The organism is Vibrio sp. SCSIO 43097 (assembly GCF_023650755.1).
Classification (GTDB): domain Bacteria; phylum Pseudomonadota; class Gammaproteobacteria; order Enterobacterales; family Vibrionaceae; genus Vibrio; species Vibrio alginolyticus.
On the sequence record NZ_CP071840.1, the window covers coordinates 3,083,988 to 3,102,645 of the forward strand.

Below are 18,658 nucleotides of genomic sequence, written 5' to 3' on the forward strand. Positions count from 1 at the left end.
CGCAGATTCTACAGAATAGATGCTCCTATGACAAGCCATATTTTGAAAAAATTGGCGAAAAGCTAATCGCCAAAGAAAAGTGCGGCAATCATGCCCTTTAGTAATGTATTAATCAACGTTTTTTAGTGTATTATTCGACAATTATATAAATCGAATAAGCCTTGCAGGGTCTAACTTCAGCCGGATATACGATGGATTTTAAAACTATCCAAGCGCTTACTGCCGATGACATGGCAAAAGTGAATGAAACAATTCAAGCCCAACTTAATTCTGATGTCTCTTTAATCAACCAGCTCGGTTTTTATATCGTGAGTGGTGGAGGCAAACGTCTAAGACCGCTTTTAGCGATACTGTCAGCCCGTGCACTTGGTTACCAAGGCAATGGTCATACAATGGCAGCTGCGTTTATTGAGTTCATCCATACAGCGACTTTGCTGCATGATGACGTGGTAGATGAATCAGACATGCGCCGTGGTAAAGCCACTGCGAATGCAGCATTTGGCAATGCGGCTAGCGTATTAGTTGGGGACTTTATCTATACACGCTCATTTCAGATGATGACAGAACTAGGATCCATGAAGATCCTTAAACTAATGAGCAATGCCGTAAACGTGATCGCCGAAGGTGAAGTACAGCAGTTGATGAACTGTAACGACCCTGACACGACAGAAGAAAGCTACATGCAAGTCATCTACTCTAAGACTGCGCGCTTATTTGAATCCGCAACTCAAATCGGTGCAATCTTAAATGATGCTCCTGAGCATGTTGAAATCGCAATGCAAAATTACGGTAAGTATCTAGGCACTGCGTTTCAGCTCATTGATGACGTCATGGATTACACTTCTGATGGCGAAGACATGGGTAAAAATGTGGGTGATGACTTGGCCGAAGGCAAGCCAACTTTACCTCTACTCCATGCTATGCGTAATACCACACCAGAAAACGCCATCATGATTCGTGAAGCGATTGAGAAAGCGAATGGAATGGAGCGCTTAGAAGAAATTCTTGCGGTCATGAAAGAAGCAGGCTCTCTGGAATACACAACGCAAAAAGCTCTAGAAGAAGCAGACAAAGCAATCGCAGAACTATCAGTGTTGCCAGAGTCTGAATACAAACAAGCGCTTGTTACTCTGGCTCATGTCGCAGTACAACGCACGAAGTAATCAATAGCTACCCGTAACGCAAGGCTTATAGCGAAAAGGAAGAGCACGCTCTTCCTTTTTTACGTTTGATACCTAATGACGACGCCCGGGGCGCTAGTAATATCTGTCACTACCGCCATGCAGTTGTGGATCATCTTCTATTTCATCAAAGCTAACGGCGAGTTGCTGTTCAGTCCCTTGTTTGGACAACAATACCGTCTCTGCTTCATGGTCGACCACTAATATCGTACCGACGCCTTGTTGGCACTCAACAACCATGCCTTTACGGATTCGACTCGCTTCCATCATCTTCTCCTTCACTACGTGGTTTTGTTCGACCATTTTTACGAAGTTGAGAAATCAAGGATCAAAAAAGCCGATCAAAATGATCGGCTTTCTTCTTATATAGGCTTTCTAGGTTACTTTGCGAATTCAACACCAATGTTGATGTCGCCATTTAGTGTTTCTAGCATACCGTCTAATGCAGACTTTTCGTAATCGCTGAGTTTGCCGTAGCTTAGTACTTCTTCAACGCCTTCTTTACCCAGTTTCACAGGTTGCGCGAAGTAAGTCGCGTGTTCGCCGTCGCCTTCAACGTAAGCGCACTCAACTACGCCTTCTTCACCTTGAAGAGCACGAACCAGAGACAGACCAAAGCGACATGCAGCTTGGCCCATTGATAGTGTTGCACTACCACCACCCGCTTTCGCTTCTACAACTTCAGTACCTGCATTTTGAATACGTTTCGTTAATGCTTCTACTTCTTCAGCTGTAAACTCAACACCTTCTACTTGAGACAGTAGAGGTAAGATCGTTACGCCAGAGTGACCACCAATTACTGGCACGCGAACGTCACCTGGATCTTTGTCTTTTAGCTCAGCAACAAACGTTTCTGAACGGATAACATCCAACGTTGTTACACCAAATAGACGACGCTTATCATAAACACCCGCTTTTTTAAGAACTTCAGCAGCAATTGGCACTGTTGTATTTACAGGGTTTGTGATGATACCAACACAAGCTTTCGGACAAACAACCGCAATCTTCTCCGCTAGCGATTTAACGATACCAGCGTTTACATTAAATAGATCCGCACGATCCATACCTGGCTTACGCGCAACACCAGCAGAAATTAGCACAACATCCGCGCCTTCTAGTGCTGGAGTAGGATCTTCACCAGCGTAACCTTTGATAGAAACTGGCGTAGGGATGTGGCTAAGATCAGCGGCCACACCAGGAGTTACTGGAGCAATATCATATAGGGCTAGATCAGAACCAGCAGGAAGACGGTTCTTAAGTAGAAGGGCCAGGGCTTGACCGATGCCACCAGCGGCACCAATAACGGCTACTTTCATGTAGTTCTCCTTGAGAGTATTTCTCTTATAAACGTATTCGTAGGGTAGTTTGTAACCAACTTAAATAAAGCTATCGGAATCACAACTTGATTACAATCAATTAACGCTAGCTTTGCGACCTCGCGCAACTCGCTGTTACCGTGCTACAAATGGGGCTTGGATTATTCTTTTATTCTGTTGAAATGACAAGGAATTCAAGAAAACAGATACAGCCCTACTTCAGCGCGCTAAAGAATTCTATGTGGTATATAGTTTACAGTGACGCATCTAACATAATCCTGGGACTCTTTGGCACCGCCTGAATATATATGCGAGAATATGCAAAATTGCTGACCCGTAATAAGAGATTTGTAATGACTATGCGCAATTCAGAAAAACAAGACAACTTAGTTCGCGCCTTTAAAGCCCTGTTAAAAGAAGAAAGCTTTGGCTCACAGGGCGAGATTGTTGACGCACTCAAACAGCAAGGGTTTGAGAGTATCAACCAATCTAAAGTCTCACGTATGCTGACTAAATTTGGCGCCGTCCGTACGCGCAATGCAAAAATGGAAATGGTTTACTGTCTTCCTGCTGAGCTAGGTGTCCCAACAGTCAGCAGTTCTCTGCGTGAACTAGTACTAGACATCGATCGTAACGCAGCGTTAGTAGTAATTCACACTGGCCCAGGTGCAGCACAGTTGATTGCTCGCTTGCTTGATTCACTCGGTAAATCCGAAGGTATTCTTGGTGTTGTCGCAGGTGACGATACCATTTTCATTACGCCAACCATGGCAATTACGACTGAGCAACTCTTCAAATCAGTGTGCGAGCTGTTCGAATATACTGGTTAAGTTCTATAAATCTTCAATCAGCTAACTCATTGTGGGTTATAAAAGAAGTCTCATTTTGTAGCCCATAATTTATGTAAATTTTTTGCTTACTCCGCTCATTCTTTAACCATCCATTTTGTGATTAACATCACGCAATTGATCTTTTTCATTTCAGTCACTAAACGTTAATTAAGCAATTGTTTTAAAAAGAATTAAATCACAAATTGAATCCTATCCCCTGATACAAAATTCAGACTTATCAACTATAACATTTAACAATTGGATAATTTTCTGCCAATTTTTTGTTATGATTCGCTCGCTTTTTCAAACGATTGGATTGAAAAAGGTGCCGTTTCCAAATAGGAAACTCCAGAAGTGATTTATGGTTATTTCCGGGTAAATAATGAATATAAGGAAGGGAAATTCATGGCATTTAACAAACTTCTCAAAGTAGGCGCTATCGCTGCAGCCGTAATGGGCGCAGGCGCAGTTAACGCTCAAGAGTTTATTACCATCGGTACTGGCTCTGTGACTGGTGTTTACTACCCAACTGGTGGTGCTATCTGTAAGTTGGTAAATAAAGGTCGTAAAGACCACAACATCCGTTGTTCAGTAGAATCAACTGGTGGCTCAATTTACAACGTTAACACTATCCGTGCAGGCGAATTAGATTTTGGTATCGTGCAATCGGATTGGCAGTACCACGGCTACAACGGTACGAGCAAGTTTGAAGAACAAGGCCCGTACAAGAAGCTACGCGCAATGTTCTCTCTTCATACAGAACCTTTCAACATCATTGCGCGTGCAGATTCAGGTATTGAAAACGTTGAAGACCTGAAAGGTAAGCGAGTAAACATCGGTAACCCAGGCTCTGGTGACCGTGCAACGATGGGCGTTGTCATGGAAGCGATGGGTTGGACAAACGACAGCTTCAAATTGGCGTCTGAGCTAAAAGGCTCTGAACGCTCTCAGGCACTTTGTGATAACAAAATTGACGCCTTCATTTACATGGTCGGCCACCCGAACGGTTCAATCAAAGAAGCAACCACATCATGTGATGCGAAGCTAGTTTCAGCAACAGGCCCTAAAATCGATAAAATTGTTGCCGACAACCCATACTACGCCTTTAGCTCAGTACCGGCTGGTATGTACCGCGGTACAGACAAAGACGTAAACAGCTTTGGTGTTGCAGCAACAATGGTAACGACCTCTGATGTTTCAGACGATGTCGCTTACAACGTGGCAAAAGCTGTGTTTGAAAACTTTGATACCTTCAAACGTCTACACCCTGCATTCGCAAACTTGAAGAAAGAAGACATGGTGAAAGCTGGTCTTTCTATTCCTCTTCACCCAGGTGCAGAAAAATACTACAAAGAAATGGGTCTAATTAAGTAATTTCCTCAGACTCTACATACAGGCAGGAAAGAATATTTTCTGCCTGTTTGAGCATACAGGTTGTAGCACGTTCTAACTGTATGCTTCATTCGCCAGTTTTCTTCTGAAAACTGCGAGCTCATACCCAAGAAAACTTAAACGCCGCCTAACAGAGTATCCAACAATCAACACTTTGAGTTCAGGCAGCAAAATACTCGAAAGCAAACTTCGCTCCATTCACTACACTGATAGAGGCGAAGTGTGGTTCTCGATAAAAATCAGACAGGACCATCAATAATAAGGAAAAAGTACATGGCGACGAATCAAGCTCCGTCACAAGATGTGCAAGAAATGGTGGCTCAGGCAGACACAGGTGCACGTAGCCCTTCGGGAATGCAAGGACGAATCCTTTGGTTTGTTCCTCTGTGTTGGTCACTATTTCAATTATGGTACGCATCCCCGTTACCATTTATTTTCAATTTTGGCGTACTGAACGACACGGAAGCGCGATCTATCCACCTTACTTTCGCGATCTTTTTGGCTTTCACTGCTTATCCAGCGATGAAGAATTCTCCTCGCGATCATATCCCTCTTGTTGATTGGATACTCGCGTTGGCTGGCAGCTTTTCAGCAGCCTATATATACCTTTTTTATACCGAGCTAGCAGGACGCTCAGGCGCACCGACAACGGTTGATATCGTTGTTGCTGTTATCGGTATGCTCCTCCTTTTAGAAGCAACACGCCGAGCACTTGGTCCACCATTAATGGTCGTGGCTGCTGTTTTCCTTACTTACACCTTTGCAGGCCCTTACATGCCTGACGTTATCGCGCACAAAGGGGCAAGCTTGAACAAGGCCATGTCTCACTTGTGGCTAACAACAGAAGGCGTTTTTGGGGTTGCGCTAGGTGTTTCTACCTCTTTTGTCTTCTTGTTTGTATTGTTTGGAGCAATGCTGGAACGCGCTGGTGCCGGTGCTTACTTCATTAAAGTTGCCTTCTCGTTGCTTGGCCATATGAAAGGTGGTCCAGCTAAAGCGGCCGTTGTTGCATCAGGTTTATCTGGTCTGGTTTCTGGTTCTTCAATCGCAAACGTAGTAACAACTGGCACCTTTACCATTCCACTGATGAAGCGTGTTGGCTTTCCCGGCACAAAAGCGGGTGCGGTAGAGGTAGCGGCTTCAACCAATGGTCAGTTAACACCGCCAATCATGGGTGCAGCAGCATTTTTGATGGTGGAATACGTCGGTATCTCCTACGTTGAGGTGATTAAAGCTGCCCTACTTCCAGCGCTAATCTCTTATATTGCTTTAATTTACATTGTTCACCTTGAAGCGTGTAAAGCAGGCATGACAGGCCTTCCTCGTCGCCACAACCCAACACTAGTACAAAGTCTGCTGTCCTTTACTGGCACAATCTTAGGATTGTGTGTGATCAGCGCATTGGTTTACTACGGAGTGGGTTGGACAAAGGACGTCTTTGGTGATGCCGCGACACCAATTGTTACCGTCGCACTATTAATCGCGTACGTTGGGTTGGTGAAAGTCTCAGCAAATCACGTGCAAGATGGCGCAATTGAGATTGATGCAGAATTAACAGAAGTACCTGATCCTGGCCCAACCGTTAAGTCAGGCTTGCACTACCTACTCCCTATCGTCGTATTAGTTTGGTGTTTGACTGTCGAACGTTTCTCACCTGGCCTTTCGGCATTCTGGGCAACGGTGTTCATGATTTTCATTTTGCTTACTCAACGTCCGTTGATTGCACTGCTGTCAAAGCAAGGTGACATGCTTCAGCAAACCAAAGATGGCTTTGTCGATCTTGCCGAGAGCTTAGTTTCTGGTGCGCGTAATATGATTGGTATCGGCGTTGCAACCGCGGCAGCGGGCACCGTTGTTGGTGTTGTTACACTAACGGGTATCGGCCTAGTGATGACCGACTTCGTCGAGTTTATCTCTGGTGGCAGTATCATTCTTATGCTGCTGTTTACCGCCATCATTAGCTTGGTTCTGGGGATGGGTCTGCCAACAACGGCGAACTACATCGTGGTCTCTACGCTAATGGCGCCGGTTATTGTTACGCTCGGCGCGGCGCATGGCTTGATTATTCCGTTGATAGCGGTGCACTTGTTCGTTTTCTACTTTGGTATTTTGGCCGACGATACCCCACCTGTAGGTCTTGCAGCTTTTGCAGCAGCCGCAATTGCGAAATCAGATCCAATTCGTACCGGTATCCAAGGTTTTACTTACGATATTCGAACCGCTATTTTGCCGTTCATGTTTGTGTTCAATACCCAGTTATTGTTAATGGGGATCGACTCTTGGTGGCATTTGGCACTCACGGTCATCTCATCGATCATTGCAATGCTGATATTCTCTGCGGCAACTCAAGGGTGGTGGTTCACGCGTAACAAGTGGTGGGAAACAGTCCTATTATTAGTACTGACGTTTTCGTTTTTCCGTCCAGGTTTTTGGTGGGACATGCTGTACCCAGCGAAAGTTCTTTCTCCTGGCGTTGAGGTAGCTCAAATCACGGAAACACTAAATGTAGGAGAATCATTGGAGTTACGTGTTGCCGGTGAAAACCTTGAGGGCGACTACATTGAGAAAACGGTTCGTCTTCCATTCGAAGACAGTGCGACAACAGCAGACGCACGTATTTCATCTATGGGTCTGATGCTGACCGAAAGTGACAAAAAAATGATTGTCGATATGGTTGAATTTGGTAGTCCAGCAGAGTCCGCAGGTATCGACTTTGATTGGGAAATCAAGTGGGTTATCCAGGATGCAGACCGTCCGATGAAAGAGTGGGTGTTTGTACCATGCTTAATGATTTTGCTGGTGCTTGCCATGAACCAAAAACGTCGTGCTCGTAAGGAACAATTGAGCGCATAACCGATTTGGCCCCGAGGATAAAGGGGCCTTAATGAGAGACATTGAATGTACAAACAAATTCTTGTTCCGGTTGATCTAAATGACCAAGGCTTTTCAGACCGAGCGGTTGAACTAGCGGTTTGGCAGGCAAAGCAAGCAAATGCTCAAATCCATCTTCTGACGGTACTACCTGGTATTCACATGTCGATGGTTGCCACATACTTTCCGAAAGATGCTGCGGCCAAAATGAAGCAAGACGTGAAGCAGCAACTAAAAACTTTCGCTAATGAGCATATTGCTGAAGATGTGGTTTACCAAGTGCATGTTGCTGAAGGCAAGGCCTACGCGACCATTCTTGATTATGCAGAACGTTTAGGCGCTGATCTCATCATTATGCCAAGTCACAAGCGCTCTAAAATCAATAAAGTAATGCTTGGCTCTGTCGCGAGTAAGGTTGTGGAATATTCTCCAATCAATGTGATGGTCGTAAAACCGCAAGGCTAAGTAAATACAGAAACGAAAAAGGACGCTAACATTAGCGTCCTTTTTATATTAAACAAGTAAGGGTTATGCCATCATTGGGTAATCGGTATAACCTTCTGCTCCACCCAAATAAAAGTGTTCTGGTTTCGCCTCATTAAGAGGTGCATTTTTCTTAAATCGCTCAACTAAATCTGGGTTTGCGATAAAGGGAACGCCAAATGCGACCACATCAACTTTGTTTTCTGCAATTGCTGTTGCCGCTTCTTGTGCACTGTAGCCCACGTTCGCCATTAAGTGACCTTTATAGTTTTCGCGTGCTGGCTTGAGAACATCTGCTTTTTGTACGCCTTTCAGATCCGCACGCATCACGTGCCAATAAGCAAGATCGAAAGAATTAAGTTGCTCTGCTAAGTAACGCACCAAGCCAACTGGATCACTGTCTTTCATGTCATTAAATCCATTTAGCGGAGATGTACGCAGACCGACTCTTCCAGGTCCCCACACTTCAACGACTTCTTTCACTATCTCAAGTAAAAATCGAGCACGATTTTCAACCGAGCCACCGTATTCATCGGTACGTAAATTTGAACCGTCACGAAGGAAGTTATCAATAAGATAACCATTGGCGCCATGTATCTCGACCCCATCAAAGCCGGCTTTCTTGGCGTTTTCTGCACCTTGTTTAAACGCCGCAACAATGGAAGCTATCTCATCCACTTCGAGTGCTCGTGGTACCGTATATGCTTGCTTACCCGAAGGGGTATGGACTAATTCATCACGAATGGCCAATGCGCTCGCCGCTACAGGTGTTTTTCCTTCATTCAGATCAGGATGACAAGCTCGTCCCGCATGCCAAATTTGCAGTACAATCTTACCGCCTCTCTCATGAACCGCATCCGTTACCTTTTTCCAAGCTGCGATTTGCTCTTCGCTGTAAATGCCCGGCTCTGCCATGAAAGCAGACGTACCTTCCATCACCATGGTGCATTCAGCAATGATAAGTCCGGCACTCGCACGTTGAGCGTAGTATTCAACCATAAGGTCATTAGGAATATGGTCCGCACCAGCACGAGCTCGCGTTAAAGGCGCCATAATGGCACGGTTATCTAATGCTAATTGACCGAGTTCGATAGGAGAAAATAAGTCTACAGAGTTGGACATGTTGTTTACCTCAAATGACAATAACTTGATGGCTAAGGATGAGGTGCCAGACTATAATCAGATTAATATTGAAACAATATGGATAATTGAAAGTGATTGTTCGCAATTTAGAAACAATTGACTTTAGAACGCTTTCTATCTTTGTCACAAGCTGTCGACTACTGAGCTTAACCAAGTGCGCACTGGAGTTAAACCTACCAAAATCTACTGTTAGCAAAGCCATAACCAAACTCGAACAACACTTTGAAGCCAAACTGCTAGAGCGCACAACCCGAAAGTTAGTGATCACCGAAGCTGGCCAAATGGTTTTAGAGCGTGCTGCAAGCTTAGTTGAGGAATTCCACTCAATTGGCCATGACGTTCAGGAGATGGAACAACAGATCCAAGGCCGGCTGCGTATTTCCGCGCCACCAGCGTTGGATGCGTATATGGCGGAGCACATCTTTTTGCCATTTTTAAAACAATGGCCAAAAGTACAAATTGCGTTAGAAGCATCGAACGATTTTGTTGATCTGTTTTCACACGGCTTTGATATGGCAATTAGAGTCGGTCAGATAGTTGATGATCGATTAATCGCGAAAAAATTAGGCTATACCACTCGAGTCCTGGCTGCTAGCCCTGAGTATTTAGCTGAGTTCGGCGTACCTGAAACGCCAGAAGACCTGACAAAACATAACTGTTTGAGGTATCAATATGTTTCAGAAATAGGACCTTGGACGCTGATCTCACACGATAATACCGTCAATGTTTCAATAACCAGTAACTTCTCAAGTACAACTGTAGAAGCAATATTGAAAGGCGCACTTAAAGGACTAGGCATCGCGAACTTACCTGTGCAGAACATGACGCAAGAGCTAGAAAGTGGCACCTTAGTCAGAGTGTTACCGCAATGGCACACGGTACCAATGCCTATTTATTTAGTGTATCGTCCTGGAGCAAACCGCCCACGGCGTGTACAAGCAATGATTGACCATATCATGAGCTTAAGATCTCAATTTGAATTTGGCCCTCGGCATGGTTTGTGTTGCGGAGAAGCATAACCTAGCAACTATCAGGCACTAGCATGCTGCTCGGATAAATGCCGCAAGCTTCTCACTAGCATGCTGTTCACTCAATGCAGACATATCACCCGCGGCTTCCACTTTACCATCTGCCACAAACACAAAGTGGCTGGCAATCGCTTTGGCATCGCTTAAATGGTGCGTGACCATCAATACAGTTATTCCCCGCTCTGCTGCGAGTTTTTTTACCAAGCTCAGCATCTCTTCACGCAACACCGGATCAAGCGCCGAGAACGGCTCATCCAATAGCCACATGGGATGAGGCTGAACAAAACAACGCGCTAAGGCAACACGTTGACGCTGGCCACCAGAAAGATGCTCTGGCAAACGGTCGAGGTACTCTGCAACACCAACTTGCTGCGCGGCTTGTTCAATCTGACGATTTTGGTCCACCGTAAGCTTTAGCCCTGGGTGTAAGCCCAAACCGATGTTGTCACGCACCGATAAGTGAGCAAACAAATTGTGCTCTTGGAACAACATAGAGAACGGACGCAGATAAGGCTCTTTACGCACAATGGACTCACCATCAACACAAATATCACCACGGTCAGGATGGATGAATCCTGCCACCAACGCCAGCAAGGTTGACTTCCCTGCCCCACTTGGTCCCATCAGCGACACAATCTGTCCTTGCTCAATCGTTAAGTCAAAACGAAACAGTTCACGTTGGTAGGTGTACTGCACATCATCCAACACTAACATTACGCTCTCTCCTTCGTTTTCAATACTTTCTCAATCAAGGCAAAACAGCCCACACTCAACAACAATAGGGTCACCGATACCACCGCAGCTGCGTCCATCTGATAACTGCCAAGCAACTGGAACAAATACAGAGGTAAGGTACGAAACTCTTGTCCACCAAACAGTGCTATGGCACTTAAATCCCCTATTGCAAACATAAAGCTGATCGCAAACGCATGTGCAAACGGCTTGCGTAGCGCCTGCCACTCCACCACTTTAAACCGTTGCCAGCCACGCATGCCTAAGCTGGCACATACATACTGATACTGTTGTTCAATGTGCAGCATTGGCTGCGCTAGCGTTTTGATCACGTAAGGCAAAGCCATCAAACCGTTCACCAAAATCACGACAAAAAATGCCAAGCTAAAAACATCGGTAAATGCGCGCAGTAGTAAGAATAAACCGGTGCTAATCACCAGACCTGGAGTCACCAAAATAACGGTGCCGATTAACTCAATCTGATCGGCTCGCGTGTTTTTGTACTGCAACCGCCAACGGCGACTGGTCAATAGTATGGACACCCCTGCAGCGACCGCAAGCGCGCTAGCGACACAGGCGACTTTGAGGGAGTTCAATAGCGCAGACCAAAAACGCTCATCGGTTAATACTGTCCAAACTTGTTGGTTGATGCCACTCAGTAACACCATCAATAACGGCGGTATTACCAGTAAAAAGGCACCTATGATCCAAAAGCTATCCCAAGCTTTTGACCACCCATGATCCTTCGTTAAATATTGCTGTACCGATGTGCTTCCAGCACTGATAGAAACAGGCCTTGTTAACTTCTGCACTCCAATAGCAAGCAGTCCACATAACAGCATCTGCCACAGCGCCAATAACGCCCCAGCTTGTAAATCAAAATCAAACTTAATCGCTTGGTAAATGGCCAATTCAATGGTGGTGGATTTTGGCCCGCCCCCCAACGCCATTACAGTGGCAAAACTGGTAAAGCACAACATAAACACCAACCCACAAACGTGGGGAAGCTGCTGCCTTAAACGCGGCCATTCTACCCAACGAAACTTATCCCAATGGCTCATCCCAAGATGCGCGCAAAGCTTATGCTGCTCGGCAGGAATAGACTCCAAGGCTTGCAGAAGCAATCGTGCCGCGTAAGGTAAATTAAAGAACACATGGGCGAGTAAAATGCCGTTCAAACCGTAAATAGAGAATGGCAGTTTAGTGTCGAAACTTTGCAACCACTGCGCCAACAAACCACTGTTGCCATAAATCGCTAACAGCCCAAAAACACCAACCAAAACCGGCAAAACCAGTGTCGATGCAAACAGCTTAAGCAGTAATGATTTACCAATAAATTGGCGACGCGAAAGTGCGTGCGATACTGGAATGGCAAAGCCAACACTGAGCAATGTGGAAAGAAACGCTTGGTAGAAACTGAACTTGGTGACATGTTGATAGTACGGGTCGCCCCATACCACAGACACATCAAGTGAAGGGGCTTGAACAATCAAAGCACCTAGGGCAGAAATAACAAAGGTCGCGATGATCATCGCGACCCCTAAACCTATTTTTGGAACAGAATTCAAAGGTAAAACCTATCTCATTCAGATGAGGATAGAAACGTCAGCTAAAACGTCAATGCGCTTTGCCATTCGCGAATCCAAGACTTACGCATTTTTGCCACTTCATCAGCACTAAAGCTCAACGACTTGCTTGGAACACTCAAAGTTTCAAAACCTTTAGGTAACTCAACGTCAGTGACTGGGTACATCCAGTTACCCGTTGGCATCGCCGATTGGAACTCATCACTTAAAATGAAACTCATAAATTGATCAGCAAGTTCTGAATTTTTTGCCCCTTTCACTTTGGCGGCTACTTCAACTTGCATGTAGTGGCCTTCAGCAAAATTCGCCGTAGCAAACTTCGAATCGTTTTCCGCAATTAAGTGGTACGCAGGTGAAGTGGTGTAAGAAAGCACTAAATCGGACTCACCATTGAGGAACATAGAATACGCCTCAGACCAACCTTTCGTGACCGTTACGGTTTTGCTCGCTAGCTTCTGCCACGCTTGCGTCACATCGTCGCCATAAATAGATTTCATCCATAGCATTAAGCCTTGGCCCGGCGTTGAAGTCCGCGGATCTTGGTAAATCACTTTCAGATCGTCGCGCGTTTCCACCAGCTCTTTCATGCTTTTCGGCGGATTAGCCAGTTTCTCTTTGTTGTACACAAACGCGAAGTAGCCGTAATCGTACGGTACAAACGTCGTGTCACTCCAACCGTTTGGTAACACTGTGTTAGCCGTATCCACATTGTGCTCGGCAAGCAGACCGGTTTTCTTCGCTTCTGCCATCAGATTGTTATCCAAACCTAACACGATGTCGGCTTTGCTATTACCGCCTTCAAGACGAAGACGATTCAGGATCGACACACCATCGTCTAATGCCACGAAGTTAACGTCACAGCCACATTTTGCTTCAAAAGCTTGCTCGATTTTAGGACCCGGCCCCCAATCTGCGGCAAAAGAGTCGTAGGTATAGATGGTTAATGTGTTTTCAGCGGCAAACGCTGAAGTAGAGGTGATTGCAGCTAAGGCAATCAGATTTAGAGTGGGTTTCACTGCTCGCTCTCCATGAGTATTTCAGAGAAATAAGTTGAGCGGCACAGGGTTTGAGGCGGCTATTAAGGATTTCCAATATCCAGACTCAATTCCTACGCCAGCATTATCTGGTTCAGGTAATACGGGTCCCTAGTTAAACACTTAGGTCTCAGCGCCCCAATGCATTGATTGACTCAATGCTAAATGGGTTTGCTCCCCGATGAGTTGGATGGATTGTAAAGGTATTTGAGTGGTTACACAATCAGCTCACGAGCGCTGGTCATAACCCCAACGAGGCACCAAACCTTGCTCAATACCTAAGTGGTCAAGAATTCTTGCCACCATAAAATCCACTAAGTCTTCAATGCTCTTTGGCTGATGGTAGAAGCCCGGAGCTGCTGGCATGATGGTGACGCCCATTTGCGACAGTTTGTGCATGTTCTCCAGATGTAGCGTTGAAAATGGTGTTTCGCGAACCACGAGCAACAGCTGCCCGCGCTCTTTCATTACTACATCAGCGGCCCGCTCGATCAAGTTATCTGACATACCATGCGCAATCGCTGCAACGCTTCCCGCAGAACATGGGCAAACCACCATTTGCTTTGGTGCAGCAGAACCAGACGCAACCGGTGAGAACCAGTCATCTTTACCGCAAACGGTGATGTTATTTCGATTGCAGTTCAGGTGCTCTACCAATGCTTGCTGCGCCGCTTCTGGGCCACTTGGTAGCTTAAGATTATGCTCGGTTGCCATCACAACACGAGCCGCCGAAGAAATCAGAACGTAGACATGATAATCCGCCGCAACCAAGCATTCTAAAAGACGAAGGCCGTAGGGAGCACCAGAAGCACCCGTTAATGCCAACGTGATGGCTTTTTTATGAGAGGGTTGTGTTTTGTTTTGCATATCAATCAGGCTTTTTGTTTTAACTGCTCAAGAAGTTTTCCGTGAATACCACCAAAGCCACCGTTGCTCATGACTAGAATTTGGTCACCTGGTCGCGCACGTTCGACGATCTTGGCTACAAAGTTATCTATATCCGCATCGACAAACGCTGGCTGTGTGCATTGGTCGGCAATGTCTTGCACAGACCACTCGATATTATCTGGCTGGAACAAGAAGACTTCATCTGCACTGTGTAGTGACTCTGCAAGTGTGTTTTTGTGTACGCCACGCTTCATGGTGGCAGAACGCGGCTCTAACACAGCTAGGATGCGTTTTTCACCTACCTTGTTACGCAAACCACCGACAGTAAGTTCAATTGCCGTTGGGTGATGCGCAAAATCATCGTAAACCGTCACACCTTGTTCTTCACCTTTCAGCTCTAAACGGCGCTTGGTATTGATGAAACGCCCTAATGCTTGGCAAGCAAGATCCGGAGTGACTCCAACATGTCGTGCAGCAGCGATTGCCATCAGCGCATTATCCACATTGTGGTCACCCACCAAATTCCATTCGACGGTACCAACCTTCTCGCCTTGCAACGCAACGTCAAATTTTGAGCCATCAAGCACTAATTTGTGCGCTTGCCAGTCACCATTCTCACCAGAGAACTGTTTTTCAGTCCAGCAGCCACGCTCTAATACATCCGCTAACGCCTGATCTTTTCTCGGCGCTAAGATCAATCCATTGCCCGGTACAGTTCGCACTAAATGATGGAATTGGCGCTTGATCGCTTCTAGATCATCGAAGATATCAGCATGATCAAACTCAAGGTTGTTCATGATTAAAGTGCGAGGATGGTAATGCACAAACTTAGAACGCTTATCGAAAAAAGCACTGTCATATTCGTCCGCTTCAACGACAAAAAACATACTTTCACCCAAACGAGCAGACACTCCGAAGTTACCGAGTACCCCACCGACTAAGAAACCCGGTTGATAACCACAATCTTCAAGTATCCAAGCAAGCATGCTCGACGTGGTCGTTTTCCCATGTGTACCCGATACCGCCAATACCCAACGATCATGCAGCAAAAACTCGTTGAGCCACTGCGGGCCAGAGGTGTAACGCATGTTAGTGTTGAGCACATGCTCGACACACGGGTTGCCACGGCTCATCGCGTTACCAATCACCACAAGATCTGGTTGGGGGTCGAGTTGAGACGGGTCAAAGCCTTCAATAATTTCAATACCTTGAGACTCAAGCAGTGTGCTCATTGGCGGATAAACGTTGGCATCAGAACCAGTGACTTTATGTCCTAATTGGCGCGCTAGAATCGCCGCGCCGCCCATAAATGTGCCACAGATACCCAAGATATGAATGTGCATAAACTAAACCTTGTAATGCGTTTTTTAATGCTTTCATTATCGCGATTACCGCCTGAAAAGCGAGTGACTTTAGCCTTCTTCTTGCAGTCCCTTTCACAAATATGACAAGGTTGAACACAGACTGTACAACCTCTTGCTTACTGATGAATCCCTCAAACAAGTCTACAAATAAATTGAGATCTCAAACAGTTACTTCATTACCATTAAAAAGATCTGCGACTTAAACTTACATCCAGCGCAATCGTTTAACATCCATAAAGAGATGCTCACTTGCGCACTACCCCCAATGAAATGAAAATGTAAGGATTAACCATGTCAGGACTGCGCACCCTAGGCGAGTTCATTGTCGAAAAACAAGCGGATTTCCCCCACGCTAGCGGTGATCTATCATCCCTTTTAGCCTCCATTCGTTTAGCTGCAAAAATCGTTAACCGCGAAATCAACGCAGCGGGTCTCGGTGATATCACTGGTGCTGTAGGTACGGAAAATGTCCAAGGTGAAGATCAGCAAAAGCTCGATGTTTACGCGAACGATAAGTTCAAAGCCGCGCTCGAAGCTCGTGATCAAGTGTGTGGCGTTGCCAGTGAAGAAGAAGACGAAGCAGTTGCGTTCAATAAAGAACTCAACCAAAACGCCAAATATGTAGTACTGATGGACCCACTTGATGGCTCTTCTAACATCGATGTGAACGTCTCTGTTGGTACTATCTTCTCGATTTACCGTCGTGTTTCTCCAATCGGTACTCCACCAACTGAAGAAGACTTCCTACAACCTGGTCACAAGCAAGTGGCTGCGGGCTACGTGATTTACGGCTCCTCCACCATGTTGGTATACACAACTGGTAACGGCGTAAACGGCTTTACTTACGACCCATCTATCGGCAGCTTCTGTCTTTCTCATGAAAACATGATGATTCCTGATGATGGTAAGATCTACTCCATCAACGAAGGTAATTACATTCGTTTCCCTCAAGGGGTGAAGAAGTACATCAAGTACTGCCAAGAAAACGTGCCAGAAGACGGTCGCCCATACACTTCTCGCTACATTGGCTCGCTGGTTGCTGATTTCCACCGCAACCTACTGAAAGGTGGTATCTACCTTTACCCAAGCACACAAAGCCACCCACAAGGCAAGCTACGCCTGCTTTACGAATGTAACCCTATGGCATTCCTCATTGAGCAAGCTGGGGGCATTGCATCGGACGGCGTGAATCGCATTATGGACATCAAGCCTACTGAGTTGCACCAGCGTGTACCTTTCTTTGTGGGTTCGAAGAACATGGTTCGCAAAGTTGAAGAGTTCCTTGAACTGCACCGCGACGAAGAATAATTTCAGACCTTTGTCCAACGCGGCAGGTGTTTACCTGTCGCGTTTTTGTCGCTAAAGTGAAACGCGAATTTATCATCAGATGAAGCCGCTTTTGTGTGACTCATCGTTAATGAAAAGGAATATTCTAATGAGCTTAAACCATGTACCAGCAGGCAAGTCGCTGCCTGAAGATATCTATGTCGTTATCGAAATTCCTGCAAATGCAGATCCAATCAAGTACGAAGTAGATAAAGACTCTGGTGCTGTATTTGTCGACCGTTTCATGTCTGCACCAATGTTCTACCCATGCAACTATGGCTACGTGAACAATACCCTGTCTCTTGATGGCGACCCAGTCGACGTATTGGTACCAACACCATACCCACTCATGCCAGGTTCAGTCATTCGCTGCCGTCCTGTTGGCGTTTTGAAGATGACAGATGAATCGGGTGAAGATGCAAAAGTGTTTGCGGTTCCCCACTCAAAAATCTCGAAAGAGTACGAGCACATCCAAGATGTGGACGATATCCCAGAACTACTGAAAGCGCAGATCACGCAATTCTTTGAGCGTTACAAAGAGCTTGAAGCAGGCAAATGGGTGAAAGTGGATGGTTGGGCAGATGTTGCTGCCGCCAAAGCTGAAATCCTAGAATCTTACGAACGAGCTCAGAAAAAATAAGCATCACTGCTGATACAAAATTAAAAAGAGCTGCTCTAGGGCAGCTCTTTTGCTTTCATCTTACCTGTGTCAACTAGATAGGTGCGCCTGCTGAAGACATTCGTCCAGCGTCGTAGTCATGTTGAAAGAAGGGGTCAACATCATCACAAATGCCAAAATACGGCCGCCCGATAACACCGAGCATATAAGCACTTTGCTCACAATACTCTTGTTTGCCTTGCTGGTAACCCGCTTGATAAGCCATTATCAGTTCTGGCGTCGCATGGTTAACATCATCCAGCTTCGCAATTCGCTCCTCAGATAACTCCCGTAATCCATCTAAAGCTGACTGCTTACCAAACACTTGCCAATCGGTCACATTATTCGAAGTCGGTAGTGTTGTTTGTGCGCATGCAGCAAGAAGCAACGCCATTACTCCAATTACGAATGCTTTCATCGTGACTCCTTAGTGTTTAGCTCGTTGCTATTGATAATGTCAGTATAGCTCACACCTTTTGACACCAATCTCCGGAAGCGATTTCTTCGGTTAGCTGCTCAGTATCTTGATATAAGTAGATCCAAGCTTGGCCAAAAGGCGTAACGATGCTCTCTCGGCGATATTCCACTGGCACATCTTCTAACCTATCTAGCTCAGATAAGGTTTCACTGTCAATCAGGTACACTTCACCTTGAATCGAGCGTTGCCCATCAGACAACGCTGGATAAGGGCCTAAGTCATACATTGCAAATTGAGCATCCGTTTCATGTAAACCAAGAAACTGCGCCGAGCGCAAATACTGATGGTTGTACTCTCCCTTGCGTAACGTGCCGTAGACAAAAATCAAATGCTGCATAACCACTCCTT

At 45.8% G+C, this 18,658-nt stretch carries 18 protein-coding genes and 1 riboswitch; of the genes, 8 read left to right on the forward strand and 10 right to left on the reverse strand.

What is annotated here, in order from left to right:
* The first annotated feature begins 191 nt into the window (after window positions 1-191).
* Window positions 192-1,163, forward strand: coding sequence for an octaprenyl diphosphate synthase (gene ispB, locus J4N40_RS14800; RefSeq protein WP_064353590.1), 972 nt, complete (start codon window positions 192-194; stop codon window positions 1,161-1,163).
* A 93-nt stretch (window positions 1,164-1,256) separates the two neighbouring features.
* Here the strand turns inward: ispB and J4N40_RS14805 are convergent, their stop codons facing one another.
* Window positions 1,257-1,448, reverse strand: coding sequence for a hypothetical protein (locus J4N40_RS14805; protein ID WP_005379661.1), 192 nt, complete (start codon window positions 1,446-1,448; stop codon window positions 1,257-1,259).
* Window positions 1,449-1,561: 113 nt separating this feature from the next.
* Complete coding sequence (gene mdh, locus J4N40_RS14810; protein WP_005379660.1) at window positions 1,562-2,497, reverse strand: malate dehydrogenase; 936 nt, start codon at window positions 2,495-2,497, stop codon at window positions 1,562-1,564.
* Between the two features lie 359 nt (window positions 2,498-2,856).
* On the opposite strand from mdh, the gene argR reads away from it, so the two are divergent.
* The 4 genes from argR (at window position 2,857) to J4N40_RS14830 (ending at window position 8,055) form a co-directional block, all read left to right on the forward strand.
* A complete protein-coding gene (argR, locus tag J4N40_RS14815; RefSeq protein ID WP_005379659.1) occupies window positions 2,857-3,327 on the forward strand; it encodes a transcriptional regulator ArgR in 471 nt (156 codons plus the stop codon).
* Between the two features lie 405 nt (window positions 3,328-3,732).
* On the forward strand, window positions 3,733-4,701 hold the full coding sequence (locus tag J4N40_RS14820; protein WP_005379657.1) for a TAXI family TRAP transporter solute-binding subunit: 969 nt from the start codon (window positions 3,733-3,735) through the stop codon (window positions 4,699-4,701).
* Between the two features lie 291 nt (window positions 4,702-4,992).
* A complete protein-coding gene (locus tag J4N40_RS14825; protein ID WP_171345715.1) occupies window positions 4,993-7,572 on the forward strand; it encodes a TRAP transporter permease in 2,580 nt (859 codons plus the stop codon).
* A 45-nt stretch (window positions 7,573-7,617) separates the two neighbouring features.
* Complete coding sequence (locus tag J4N40_RS14830; protein ID WP_005379654.1) at window positions 7,618-8,055, forward strand: universal stress protein; 438 nt, start codon at window positions 7,618-7,620, stop codon at window positions 8,053-8,055.
* A 63-nt stretch (window positions 8,056-8,118) separates the two neighbouring features.
* Here the strand turns inward: J4N40_RS14830 and J4N40_RS14835 are convergent, their stop codons facing one another.
* Complete coding sequence (locus J4N40_RS14835) at window positions 8,119-9,195, reverse strand: alkene reductase (protein ID WP_005379652.1); 1,077 nt, start codon at window positions 9,193-9,195, stop codon at window positions 8,119-8,121.
* Between the two features lie 92 nt (window positions 9,196-9,287).
* On the opposite strand from J4N40_RS14835, the gene J4N40_RS14840 reads away from it, so the two are divergent.
* Window positions 9,288-10,235, forward strand: coding sequence for a LysR family transcriptional regulator (locus J4N40_RS14840; protein WP_005379650.1), 948 nt, complete (start codon window positions 9,288-9,290; stop codon window positions 10,233-10,235).
* 18 nt (window positions 10,236-10,253) lie between these two features.
* Here the strand turns inward: J4N40_RS14840 and thiQ are convergent, their stop codons facing one another.
* The 5 genes from thiQ to mpl all read right to left on the reverse strand — a co-directional run bounded on the left by thiQ (window position 10,254) and on the right by mpl (window position 15,827).
* On the reverse strand, window positions 10,254-10,958 hold the full coding sequence (thiQ, locus tag J4N40_RS14845; RefSeq protein ID WP_005379648.1) for a thiamine ABC transporter ATP-binding protein: 705 nt from the start codon (window positions 10,956-10,958) through the stop codon (window positions 10,254-10,256).
* Window positions 10,958-12,544: a thiamine/thiamine pyrophosphate ABC transporter permease ThiP gene (thiP, locus tag J4N40_RS14850; protein WP_250654297.1), complete on the reverse strand. Its 1,587-nt coding sequence runs from the start codon at window positions 12,542-12,544 to the stop codon at window positions 10,958-10,960. The genes thiQ and thiP overlap by 1 nt, the downstream gene beginning before the upstream one ends.
* Window positions 12,545-12,585: 41 nt before the next feature.
* Window positions 12,586-13,578 carry a thiamine ABC transporter substrate binding subunit gene (thiB, locus tag J4N40_RS14855; protein ID WP_130544794.1) on the reverse strand — a complete coding sequence of 331 codons (993 nt, stop codon included), beginning with the start codon at window positions 13,576-13,578 and terminating at the stop codon, window positions 12,586-12,588.
* 72 nt (window positions 13,579-13,650) lie between these two features.
* A riboswitch (TPP riboswitch) is annotated at window positions 13,651-13,787 on the reverse strand.
* A gap of 37 nt (window positions 13,788-13,824) precedes the next feature.
* Window positions 13,825-14,463, reverse strand: coding sequence for a flavin prenyltransferase UbiX (locus tag J4N40_RS14860; protein WP_005379640.1), 639 nt, complete (start codon window positions 14,461-14,463; stop codon window positions 13,825-13,827).
* Window positions 14,464-14,468: 5 nt separating this feature from the next.
* Entirely contained in the window at window positions 14,469-15,827 is a 1,359-nt protein-coding gene (gene mpl, locus J4N40_RS14865; protein ID WP_033906021.1) for a UDP-N-acetylmuramate:L-alanyl-gamma-D-glutamyl-meso-diaminopimelate ligase, read from the reverse strand.
* A gap of 312 nt (window positions 15,828-16,139) precedes the next feature.
* Between mpl and fbp the strand changes: the two genes are divergently transcribed.
* Together fbp and ppa are read left to right on the forward strand one after the other, a co-directional pair.
* Window positions 16,140-17,156: a class 1 fructose-bisphosphatase gene (gene fbp / locus J4N40_RS14870; RefSeq protein WP_005383114.1), complete on the forward strand. Its 1,017-nt coding sequence runs from the start codon at window positions 16,140-16,142 to the stop codon at window positions 17,154-17,156.
* Window positions 17,157-17,283: 127 nt separating this feature from the next.
* Window positions 17,284-17,814 (forward strand): inorganic diphosphatase, encoded by a 531-nt coding sequence (gene ppa, locus J4N40_RS14875; protein ID WP_005379635.1) that lies wholly within the window; start codon window positions 17,284-17,286, stop codon window positions 17,812-17,814.
* A 73-nt stretch (window positions 17,815-17,887) separates the two neighbouring features.
* Here the strand turns inward: ppa and J4N40_RS14880 are convergent, their stop codons facing one another.
* Together J4N40_RS14880 and J4N40_RS14885 are read right to left on the reverse strand one after the other, a co-directional pair.
* Window positions 17,888-18,250 (reverse strand): DUF2799 domain-containing protein, encoded by a 363-nt coding sequence (locus J4N40_RS14880; protein ID WP_017633454.1) that lies wholly within the window; start codon window positions 18,248-18,250, stop codon window positions 17,888-17,890.
* A 49-nt stretch (window positions 18,251-18,299) separates the two neighbouring features.
* A complete protein-coding gene (locus tag J4N40_RS14885; RefSeq protein ID WP_005379626.1) occupies window positions 18,300-18,647 on the reverse strand; it encodes a gamma-glutamylcyclotransferase family protein in 348 nt (115 codons plus the stop codon).
* Window positions 18,648-18,658 lie beyond the last annotated feature (11 nt).